This window comes from Pseudovibrio ascidiaceicola, assembly GCF_900114245.1.
Lineage (GTDB): Bacteria > Pseudomonadota > Alphaproteobacteria > Rhizobiales > Stappiaceae > Pseudovibrio > Pseudovibrio ascidiaceicola.
This window is the reverse complement of sequence record NZ_FOSK01000028.1, coordinates 1-10745: the sequence shown is the minus strand read 5'-3', so window position 1 is coordinate 10745 and position 10745 is coordinate 1. Positions and strand designations below refer to the sequence as shown.

General features: G+C 46.2%; 10 protein-coding genes. 4 read left to right on the top strand and 6 right to left on the bottom strand.

The genetic code is table 11. From position 1 onward, the window contains the following. Positions 1-335, top strand: a 335-nt coding sequence (locus tag BM231_RS26480; RefSeq protein WP_139226417.1) for an integrase core domain-containing protein, incomplete at its 5' end; no start/stop codon positions are given. A gap of 323 nt (positions 336-658) precedes the next feature. On the opposite strand, the gene BM231_RS26475 is transcribed toward BM231_RS26480, so the two are convergent. From BM231_RS26475 to BM231_RS26465, 3 genes are all read right to left on the bottom strand, one after another. Beyond that, entirely contained in the window at positions 659-2029 is a 1371-nt protein-coding gene (locus BM231_RS26475; RefSeq protein WP_093524367.1) for a serine hydrolase domain-containing protein, read from the bottom strand. A gap of 401 nt (positions 2030-2430) precedes the next feature. Beyond that, positions 2431-2901 carry a GNAT family N-acetyltransferase gene (locus tag BM231_RS26470; RefSeq protein ID WP_280142380.1) on the bottom strand — a complete coding sequence of 157 codons (471 nt, stop codon included), beginning with the start codon at positions 2899-2901 and terminating at the stop codon, positions 2431-2433. Between the two features lie 108 nt (positions 2902-3009). Continuing rightward, a complete protein-coding gene (locus BM231_RS26465) occupies positions 3010-4134 on the bottom strand; it encodes an NADP-dependent oxidoreductase (RefSeq protein WP_093524363.1) in 1125 nt (374 codons plus the stop codon). Positions 4135-4356: 222 nt separating this feature from the next. On the opposite strand from BM231_RS26465, the gene BM231_RS26460 reads away from it, so the two are divergent. Next, entirely contained in the window at positions 4357-5067 is a 711-nt protein-coding gene (locus BM231_RS26460) for a TetR/AcrR family transcriptional regulator (RefSeq protein ID WP_093524361.1), read from the top strand. 974 nt (positions 5068-6041) lie between these two features. Here BM231_RS26460 and BM231_RS26450 read toward each other — a convergent pair. Continuing rightward, on the bottom strand, positions 6042-6710 hold the full coding sequence (locus BM231_RS26450) for a peroxiredoxin-like family protein (RefSeq protein WP_093524357.1): 669 nt from the start codon (positions 6708-6710) through the stop codon (positions 6042-6044). Positions 6711-7186: 476 nt separating this feature from the next. Continuing rightward, positions 7187-8050 carry a LysR family transcriptional regulator gene (locus BM231_RS26445; RefSeq protein ID WP_093524355.1) on the bottom strand — a complete coding sequence of 288 codons (864 nt, stop codon included), beginning with the start codon at positions 8048-8050 and terminating at the stop codon, positions 7187-7189. A 424-nt stretch (positions 8051-8474) separates the two neighbouring features. On the opposite strand from BM231_RS26445, the gene BM231_RS26440 reads away from it, so the two are divergent. Both BM231_RS26440 and BM231_RS26435 read left to right on the top strand, forming a co-directional pair. After that, the gene (locus tag BM231_RS26440; protein WP_093524353.1) at positions 8475-9431 is read left to right on the top strand and encodes a DMT family transporter; all 957 of its coding nucleotides are present in this window, start codon (positions 8475-8477) and stop codon (positions 9429-9431) included. 39 nt (positions 9432-9470) lie between these two features. Then, a complete protein-coding gene (locus BM231_RS26435) occupies positions 9471-9797 on the top strand; it encodes a DUF1330 domain-containing protein (protein ID WP_093524351.1) in 327 nt (108 codons plus the stop codon). Between the two features lie 555 nt (positions 9798-10352). On the opposite strand, the gene BM231_RS26430 is transcribed toward BM231_RS26435, so the two are convergent. Further along, positions 10353-10745: site-specific integrase (locus BM231_RS26430; protein ID WP_139226416.1), on the bottom strand; the 393-nt coding region annotated here is incomplete at its 5' end.

Here is a 10745-nt window from a genome sequence, read left to right as displayed (position 1 = left end):
TTGATGGGCTCATACATCATTCAGACAGGGGTAGCCAGTACTGCTCCGATGCTTATCAGCGGCTTTTATCGAGGCACAATATCACTCCTTCTATGAGCGGAAAAGGAAACTGCTTCGACAATTCCATGGTGGAGACCGTGTTCAAGACCATCAAGGCCGAAATGTTGTGGCGAACTGCTTTTCAAACCCGTCAGGAGGCAGAAAAGGCACTTGGCGTTTACATAGAGGGCTTTTACAATCCAACCCGGCGACACTCGGCGTTAGGTTATCAATCACCAATCGTGTTTGAGAGACAGAAAAGAAATATTGAGCAAAAGGCTCTCCACTTTTCATAGGCCACTCCACGATATCTAGGTCCAACTGGGCCGAGCGTGTATATTTGGGCGTTACGAAGAACAACAAGGGAACATTGAAATACATTCACCCACGTTTAGTGATTTTGAACTGGTAAGATGCGGACTAAGCTGACCTTTGCTGCACTGCAAGAACTCAGGTAAATGAGTAGCGGTTGCCAGCGACCAGGGCCATGACCGGACATTCGGGCATTTCCACGCAAAGTTGAAGCAGTTTCTGACTGCGGTTAAAACGCTATCAATATGAAACGGGTTATCGTAATGGGGCGTGGTTGATCTCTTCAATTCTTACCAAGCGCCCAAAACTAATGCCGCATAGCAACCAGCATGGGAATGATCTCATCACGTGTAATTTGCAACGGGTTGATCTGGCGGCTGTTGCCGAAGTTTCTGCTGGTAAACACAATGATCGAGTTTAATTTTGGAAAGACAAACAGGAACTGCCCTCCATTACCCTGGGCCTGGAAACCCTCAAACAGCTCCTCTTTTACCCAAAAATCGTGCTTCCACCAGAAATAGCCGTAACCGGGGAAACCTAGCCGTTTTTCGGTAGTTGTTGCATGTTTAGTAGTGGAAGCTTTGACCCATTCCGAGGAAACTATCTGATCACCCTCCCAAATCCCTTGGTTTAGGTAGAGTTGTCCAAGTTTAGCGAAATCCCGGCTTGTTAACTGGATCCGATATGGCACATCATTCCGGTTAAGAAGCTTGTGTGTCCATTGGTAGTTATTAATCCCCAAGGGTTCAAATAAGTATTTCTTCGCAAACTCATCAAGAGGCATGCCACTTGCATTCACAATAGCTTGCCGTAGCGCAATTTCTCCAATGCTCGAGTAAGAAAATGTGGTTCCTGGCTCATTAATCATTTGTAGAGCAAACAGCTTGTGTATCCAGTCTCCCTCACTTTGATATACTCTATTTTCATTTCCAGGAGAGCTCCTATCCCAATCATTGGCATCAAGACCTGACTGCATAGTGAGCATATGTTCTATCGTAATAGCAGCTTTGTGGGGAGCGCCTGCAAACAACTCCCCATACTCAGGCAAGTATATAGAAATCGGGTCATTTGCACTGGAGATAAATCCTTGTTGGAGCGCTATTCCAACTAAGATTGATGTTATGGATTTGTTTGCTGATCGCAAGTCATGCAAAGTGTTAACTGTGTGCCCATAGAAATACTCTTCTACCAGCACCTTGTTGTTTTTGATTAAGATAAAGCTGTGCTGCCACTTGAACTTTGGATCGTTTACAAAGCGCTCAACAATTGTCTTTATGACCTTCGTATCGATGTCCTCGCTTTCAGCTTCTCCGACTGACCAACCATCTTTTCTCAAAGTAGGAAGAGCATAAGCGTAAGAGTAATCGCTGAAAAATGAATGTGGGCGTGGACCACTAAAATCATACCAAAACAGGCCAAAACCAAACATAAAGACCACCATGGTCTTACTTGGTAGCAAAGCTACCGCTTGCCAACTTGAATTTGGCTTGGCCCTCAATCGGTACACCCAGAAAGTTATAGCTGTTAAAAGCCCTACACCGATAGTGTAGATCAGAATAAAACTAGCAAGATTTAAATAGGTTTGCGTGCCGCTGGCATCCGTAATCAGCGGGATTAGTAAGCCGCAGACGGTAAAGCCAAGAAATGTCCAGAAAAGTAGTTTGCGACCATCAGACATAAATTTCGAATATCCTAAATAAATCAAAACGTTGATTCTTAATCACTCATCGCCGTCCATCACCTTAAATGCATATTGACAATGCAAGGCTAGAAGACGCTGGTTTCCAGAATTGAGAGGTTTCAAGCTTAGTTGATCTGCGTGCCCACATGCGTCTCTTTCATCTGAGGTACCGCTGTGTCTTTGTCATAAAAACCACCAGGCCTCTTTGTAAAGCCAGCGGAATGCATTGTTCGGACTTGATGAGATTATCTTCACTAATGCTAGTATAGTTGGCCACCAGAGGAACCAACCGATCATTTTCAAGTACTTAAACATTAATTAATGCCTGATTACCCAGCACGGCAAAAGAGAACATGCGAGGAAAACACCTGAAGCTTTAGATAGCTTTGGCCCAAATCTCACGTGTCTTCCTCATATCGAAAAACTAGATCCGTGGGATCTTCCCTGAGAGCATCGATATCCAGGGTTCCGTTCAAGCGTTTAGCAAGTCTGCAGGACTTTGCGTTTTCAGGATCAACATAGCTAACAAGAGTTGGTAATTTGAGCTCTTTAAAAGCCCAACGCTTCAAAGCTTCTGCTGCTTCGTAGGCATATCCATTGCCTTCAAAGCCTTCATATACGAACCAACCTAACTCATGCTCAGGGAAGAAAGGACCAGCATTTATAGCGACCTGTCCGATACAACGTTTCGAACTACGGTCCACGATCATGAGCGCACCATGGTCCAGAAGGCTCCATTGAGCTACGTCATGGCAAAAAATCCCCCAAGCAAACCTATCGGAGATCGGGCCTCCCACAAAGTGAGATCGAGGTGACACCATTAAATTCAAATATGCTGGCCAGTCATCCATGAGAGGAGCTCGAAGTATGAGCCTCTCAGTTTTGAGATTCGGAACAGTGAACTGTTTGGGAGAGCTGCAATATCCGTTTCTTGCATTGTCGTGTTGATCTGCAGATATCATTTCATCGCCATTCTTCTACATTGAAACTTGTTTTTCTTGAGAAACTGATCGCTGTGCGGCAAGCTCAAAATTGATGACGACGCGGCCTCTAGTTCGATGAGTGGTTAGCAACCGGATTGCATCTTGAACCGGTCCCAACTCAAATGGGATTTCCCTCTCGATCGGCGAGTGAATGCCGTGTTCACAGCAAAACTGTATGGCCTTCTGAGCAACTCGACGTGGTATCGTCGCACAAAATGTGTACTTGGGACCACGCCACCTTGTTGTGATGCCTCGCCAAACAACATAGCAAACGGCTCTAGCAAACTCCTTCAACGTGAGTTTCCGTTCACCAAGGTAACGCACAGGCCCAACCAATGTAACAAACTCACCTTCTTGTTTAAGCCAGCGAAATGCGGCGGTTTCAACTCGACGTCCTCCTACAAGGTCGAAAGCTACGTCTAGTTTTTGCTCCCTATGCTCAATGAAACCGGAGTGCTGATAATCAACGATTTCATCGGCCCCAAGTGAGCGAACTAAATCTGAGTTGGCAGCACTGCAAACTCCTAATACATAGGCTAATTTAGATTTGAGAAGTTGAATAAGCACCGAGCCGATTGCACCTGAAGCACCAACAACCATACACCGGTCACCTGCCCTGACGCCTGCAGCTTCAAGGGCGCCCCATGCAACGCAAGATGAAAGCATCAACGACGACGCCTCAACATGCGTTAACTCCGGAGGCTTAAGCATTACGTAGCGCTCTGGAACATTTCTGTATGTCGCCCAAGAGGCATTTTCTCCGAACTCATTCGGTATGACGGTGACTTCATCTCCGATTTTGAACTGTGTTACATGCTTCCCTTTCGCTACTACGATCCCGGAAACGGAAGACCCCATCAAATAAGGTTCATCAGGTGATATGTTTTTGGGGGCATAGAAGCGCCCCAAGGCAGTTCCTTGGGCGGCATAAATTTCATCGATATGCATAGATGATGCGACAACCTGAACTGTGATTTGTCTGGCGGATGGGCAAGGTACAGGTATATGAATCATCTTTACTTCATCGGCAACATGCCCAATCCTTGGTTGCTTTGTCAGGGCAATGGCAGGGATTTTTTTGGCCTTGCAATATCTAGCCAGGGTGTCCATTTTTTGCATCAATCAAGCAACTCCCAGCATCGCAGTTAAGAAATGTGTCACGATTTCAACATCAACTCAAAATTGGGCTCTGGCACAGCAACATTGGGGGAACATGCTGTGCCAGAAAGTTGTATCCATCACTTTGGCAGGCAATTAGCTTTGCCATGTGAGGTAGCCAGGATATAGAACCGACTGCAGGTCTGTATAAACAGACCGACGGTCGGTATCAAGGGGAATTTTATGAAAACACCTGCACGCAAGAACATGCGACCAGAAGACAGACGAGCTCAGTTATTGGATTGTGCGCAGATGCTGTTTTTCTCCAAAGGCTTTGAAGAAACAACAATGCAAGATGTGTTGGAGTTCGCGAACGTATCAAAAGGTGGCTTCTATCATCACTTCAAATCCAAAGAGGAGCTACTATTTGGAGTTTTGGATCGTTTAGCTGATGGCGTGCTATCTCAAATGGCAGTTGTTGTTTCAGACGAGACATCCTGTGCACTTGATCTCTTGCATAACTTCACGCACCTGCGTGCAAATTACTTGCGTGAACATGACTACCCTGGACAAGTGGAAATCTTCCGGACAATGAACCTCAATCGCAATCTCGCTTTGCTCGAGCAGTTCAAGCGCCGAGTGCGAGTTGGTGCGATACCAATTCTTTCAAAAATCCTGCAAAAGGGTCGAGAAGAAGGAGTATTCAATGTCGAAGACGTTGAAACAGCAGCCGAGCTGATCCTCCATATTAGCAATTTTCTGGATTTTGCTCTTACTCGAGCTATCGATGCGAGGGGAACAAAGGATGCAGAGCTAGCGGGCGATAAGCTACAATATGCAATCGACCTACAGTTTTTAACAATAGACCGAATTCTTGGATTACCTGATGGCACCACCAACTTTGGGTGGCCAGATGCTGTGAAAGCAACAATGGAAACAACATCTGCCAATTAAGCAACACAAAAAACATCTGTTTGTAGGCTTAGCTGTCCTAATTAGCCGATCAATACAAATGGTCTGAATAAGCGATGGCGCGCTAATCTTTCACAGCCATCCTCTCGAACGGCTCCAACTTCCTGCCAGCATGCTGATCTTTAAATGATCGGTTCTTTTGAGGTAGGATAACACTACTGATTGAGGTAGGGGCCTAGAGTTGCCATTCACGGATTACTACCATCAGTGGAAACGATCTTGAAGAGATGATTGCCTCCTCATTGGGAGCACACTATTCGCAAGAATGTCGAACTTACACCCTTGTAATCGAACAGCACCGTCATCGTTGATTTACGTCTTAACGCCGTGCTCTATTGAGAACTTGGTATCGTAATCTCGTAGAAGATAGAGAGTGAGGAGACCGGCTAACATGGGCCATCCTGCGAAGAATAAGAGGTTGGGGCTTGTGAACGGATCGAGATATCGCTCGTAAGATACAAGAGTAGATATGATATGCATGATTAGAATAGCGCCTATTGAAAGACGTTTCTTAAATCCGACAAGAAAGCAGATAACGATGAGTGCCTGAATTCCACCGAGTATAAACGAGAGAGCCTCGCTCATAGCTGAAAAGCCATAGAAAGCTTCGAAAGTCCTCGCTGTCGAGACTGGGTTAAGGAATTTATTTAGTGTCCAAAGGACGAACACAATCGATATACTTAAGCGCAAGCTAAACAGAGACCAGATCAAAGGATATTTAGGCACCGTAATTGTGTTCATACAAGTATACCCTTCAGTACTTCATTAAAAATGCCCTGAAATCCAGAGCATCACTGATCAATCCTATGTATGCCGCCAGATCAGCAATTCAATTGCAATTAATCGACTTTTCAAGACCTCACGGTGTTGTGACTAAGCAAGCAGGAGCCTCTGCTATCAATCCTGTGAGACGTGGCGGCACGTGCTACCATCGCGTGCCGCCAATCGCTTTCAGGCTACGCGTTGGTTAGGCCTTGCTTCGCCATATCAAGGAGTTCTTGAAGAGTGTCTGCTGGTTCAGGACGTTTGGTGTAGTCCGGATTAATGTCAGTGTTCATGACTTTGCCTGTTTGGCTAATAATCAGGCGCGCCGGCATAGGGAGTTCCCAACTTTCATCTCCGTTAAAACTTGGTAGGTTGATACCGATCCCTTTATAAACCCTGCGCAGATCTTCAGGTAGAGAGAAAACGAGACCGAGCTTGCTGGTATAAAGACTACCAAGATCCGAAATGATATCGAAAGATAGACCTTTCTCGGTTTTGGTTTTGAGCGAAGCTGCTTGAGTTTGTGGCGAAATAATCAATATGTTCGCGCCAGCCTCTTGGAAATGCCGTGAAACTTCTTCCAGAGCTTCAAGCTCTAACATGCAATAAGGGCACCACGCTCCTCGGAAAACACTGATCACCAATGGGCCGTTCTTAAGCAACTCGTTAGAGTTGACTGGTGTGCCATTCTGATTGGGCAAGGTGAAACTAGGAAGTGTATCGCCAACTTTAATAGTGCCATTCAAAATGCCTGATGCTGCCAGATCTGCAGTAGCTCGGTCCATGACATCGCGAGTTTTCTGAGGCAGTTTTTTTTCGACTTGAGCTTTTAAGGTCGCAATTTTTTCATGTAAAGACATTGTAGATGTTTCCTCTACTTGGTTGAATTATGATCGGTCAAGTCAAGCACTGCATGACTAAAGACTGGAAAACGGGGCCATCTTGTGACTCAATTCAGGTCATGAAGATGAGAAGGACACGAGATTGATCAAGCCGATGATCGTTTCACCATTGCCTGAAAGCGGGCAACGCGATTACTCGTGATCTGCTTATAAACTCATATTTTCCAGTAGTGACAACGTTTGCTGGACAGTACGAACCCGAGCCTCCGGATAAATATTCTGTAGTTTGCTTTGGTCCTGAAGAGAGCGGATGAGAGAGATATGGCAGTACTGGCAGGTGTGATAAACTGGTTGTTCAGTCAACACACTATTGCTCAGGAGCAACAATCTCAGCGTGGTCTGAGTTGCTGGAGCTTTGTATTGCTTTTGAATGCAGCGAGTTCAAACGACGGCTTAATAAGTGAGCTTCATGAAGGAAAATTGAAAGGGGGACTTCAGTATTTCTTCAAATGCTCAACGAGTGAGCGTACCCTGAAGGGAAGGAATGCACGAGATGGATATACCAAAAGGGTTTCCTGTGGTGATATCTCATAGGGCTTGAGGACAGCAACCAAAGCACCCGACTCTATTGTGCTGGTCAGATATCCTTCAGCAAGCCTCGTGAGACCCAAACCTGCACACGCAGCAATCTTCAACGCTCGCCCATTATTGCTAGCCCAACGCCCAGAAACACGAACCTCAAATGTGTCGTCATCCCTAGCAAAGAGCCAACGCAAGCCGGGCGTAATTAAACAAGAATGAGATACCAGATCCTCCGGTTCGTTTGGCTCACCATGTTCTCTGAGATAATCTGGAGAAGCACAAACCATCATCCGTCGGCTTCCTATCTTGCTAACTGTCAAATCAGGATCTGATGGCATTCCATGACGGATAGCGAGATCAAATTTTTCTCTGACCAAGTCTACAGGCCGGTCACTTATCTCCAAGTCAAGTTCAACCTCAGGGTGCAATCTGGCAAAATCAGCAAGAGCACTGGCCACCCAAGTCTCGCCAAATATTCCTCCAGCGGCTACTCGGATACGCCCCTTTACCAAGTTTTGCTGTTCAGCTAAGTCAGCTGATAGTGCGTGTATATCTGCCAATATCGCTTTTGAACGCAGGTAATATTGTTCCCCGATATCTGTTAGGTTCACGCTGCGCGTCGTACGGTGCAGCAATAACACCCCTAAGCGATTTTCGAGATTAGAGACTCGGCGGCTAATGAATGATGCCGATACATCAAGGCAATCTGCGGCTCTTTTGAAACCACCGTTTTCAACGACAGCGCAAAACTCCATCAACCCATCAAGCTCTTTCATTGTTGCTCCTGAGCAATAGTGCGTTGACCGGATAACCGATTTATCACGCCTGCCAGTACTGCCATATATTCCTTAACCGATCCATTCAGGACCACAGCGAACAACAAAAACATAAGTCGGCAAGTTGGGCCTGTCGCGGCCCAGTTATCCTAATCATTCCTGAGAACTCCAGCAGCACTGCTCTCCGCAGATACTCTCACAGTTGATGAGGAAGTGGTGTTGCCCTCTCAGGCATCCTGTTATTTTTTCGATGAGTTGTTTCTGCGAGGGACATCGCACGGTGAGATTGCCTTGATTTCTACTCTGTCGAGTTAGCGACGTAAATCTCAGCATCTTCCAGGATAAACCTATACGCCGACTCATCCGCTTTGGTCCTGCTCAACATATTGGTCGACAAATAGACCGGTTGCGAAGGAGAAACAAAATGTTTCATGTTCAGGCCACTAAAACGGAAATGAACAGTGTCTTATTGGAATGCCCTGTTAAGAAAGTCCCAAGTCTCGGTCCAGGGATAATTGCCGGGCTTACCGCCAGTCTAATCTGGGGTGCGTATCTCTCACTCTCGCGTGTCGGAGTAACTGCAGGCCTTGATGGGTTTGATATCGCGTTTTTCCGCTATATTGTGGCAGGTCCTCTCGTGCTGCTGTTTCTTTTGATCGTGCGACGCAATCCTCTCAAGCGCATCTCCCTCTCACAAGCAGCTGTTGTGTCTTTCCTGTTAGGACCTCCCTTCGTGTTGCTCGGTGTCGGCGGCTATATTTATGCACCGTTGGCGCACGGCGCCGTTATTGTGCCGGCCTCCATGATGCTTGGCGGTTTCTTACTTGCTCGTATTTTCCTGAGTGAACAACTTGGCCTGCAGCGCATATTTGGGACGCTGATTAAACTTATTGGCCTTGCTCTCATTGCTGGTCCAGCTGCCATGACCAGTTCTTTTGATATCTTCATTGGTGACACATTTTTCTTTATGGCAGGAATGCTTTGGGCGGGCTTTAGTGTGTTGCAGCAGCACTGGAAACTGAATGCGCTCGATGTGACTACAGTTGTTTCAGTTATAGGACTTTTGACTGTTGGGCCAATCTATCTCAGCTCTCGAGGCGTCGATGTTTTCGCTGCACAGTCTGCACACATACTGGTGACCCAACTCATTGTGCAAGGTGTTCTGTCTGGTGTTATCGCTATGATTGCATTTGCTAAGTCGGTCCAAATATTGGGTGCAGCCCAAGCTGCTATGTTTCCTGCTTTAGTGCCTGTTTTTGCACTGATTATCGGAGTTCCTCTTACCGGCGAAATACCATCAGTCATTCAATGGAGCGGCCTCGCTACCGTCGGTGTTGGTCTGACAATTGTGGTGATGAGTGCACTTAAATCTAACCGCTGAAGAGTTTGTTCTATCCCTTTTAATCCGAGGAGTTACCAGATGACACAGGAAGAAGAAAACACAACTGTCTACGCCATTGTTCAACTGAGCATTCACGATGTTAACCGCTACTTCAAAGATTACTCAGCCCATCTGGGGCCGATTAGCGCTCGTCATGGCATTGAGCGGATTGCTGTTTCTCAGCATCCTGATGTCATTGAAGGGAGTTATCAGAAAGAGAACACCTTAATTCTGAAATTTGCCAGCCGAGCTGTCTTTGATGCTTGGTACAATGACCCAGAATATCAACCATACAAGAAAATCCGTCACTCAGTGACCGACCAAAATGCATCCACAATAGTCGTGCTGCCTGCTTTTCAAGGCTAAAATCAAATATATCTGGGTCAGATTCTATTTTCTCTGGCCCAGTATTCTTACGAGAATCTTACACGCAACAAGACAAGTCGCTCGTCGCGTTTGCCATGAGCCGTGCGGTGAAGCCAATTAGTAACCGTACCATCGACAAAACATCTAGACGGTCCTTACAACAACTGAATTTCAACGATTCTAACGGTGTGTAACTATGTATGTTGCAACGTCCATGACTGCCACAAGTATTGTAAGGTCTTACTTCTCTAATGATCTGGTAATTTTGTTAGAAGACAATGGTCCAAGTCACATCGTAGCCGATCTTCACCATTTTCAAACGTACAGCAAGGCCGAACATTCGCAGCAGACAACAGAGAATTGGCCTTGCTTAAGAAGATATTGGGGCGTTACCTAATCGTCTTCATACAGCGTTTCATAGCAACAACTACAAATAGCAAACACGAAAAATAGCGTGGGCTCTGTACCGAGGCGAATGACCGCTTTTGGTCAACAGCTTCATGTGGTGCTCGCAATTATCCAAATAAATACCTCCAAATGCCTGTAGCGGAGTTCTCATTCTCGTCCTTCCAATCCAGCCTCAATCCGTTCACCAATCGTCTCTGACAGCACCCGGATTGGATGGGCATCATGGTTCACATAGCGATTGGTGATCGTCACGTTGCGGTGGCGCAGGAGATGACTGATGAGGAAGGCGTTGCTGCCTGCTTGAGCTGCGAAGGTGCCAACCGTGTGGCGCAGATCGTGAATACGAACATCAGGAATGTTGGCATGGATGCGGATACGCTGCCATGCATTTTCAATTACTTCAATCGAAATTGGTTGTGTCGGATCTTTACAGCCGGGCAAAACATAAGGTGCCCCATCCACTCTTGGAATAACAGAGAGGATGTCGATGGCACTGCTACTTACCGGATGAGGTTTACGTTCATCCCCTTTTCTTGAAGG

Bases quoted from the DNA above. Each gene is read 5' to 3' on its own strand.
- BM231_RS26450 (WP_093524357.1), bottom strand. From the start codon at position 6,710: ATGTCTTTACATGAAAAAATTGCGACCTTAAAAGCTCAAGTCGAAAAA.
- BM231_RS26475 (WP_093524367.1), bottom strand. From the start codon at position 2,029: ATGTCTGATGGTCGCAAACTACTTTTCTGGACATTTCTTGGCTTTACC.
- BM231_RS26440 (WP_093524353.1), top strand. From the start codon at position 8,475: ATGTTTCATGTTCAGGCCACTAAAACGGAAATGAACAGTGTCTTATTG.
- BM231_RS26435 (WP_093524351.1), top strand. From the start codon at position 9,471: ATGACACAGGAAGAAGAAAACACAACTGTCTACGCCATTGTTCAACTG.
- BM231_RS26465 (WP_093524363.1), bottom strand. From the start codon at position 4,134: ATGCAAAAAATGGACACCCTGGCTAGATATTGCAAGGCCAAAAAAATC.
- BM231_RS26460 (WP_093524361.1), top strand. From the start codon at position 4,357: ATGAAAACACCTGCACGCAAGAACATGCGACCAGAAGACAGACGAGCT.
- BM231_RS26445 (WP_093524355.1), bottom strand. From the start codon at position 8,050: ATGAAAGAGCTTGATGGGTTGATGGAGTTTTGCGCTGTCGTTGAAAAC.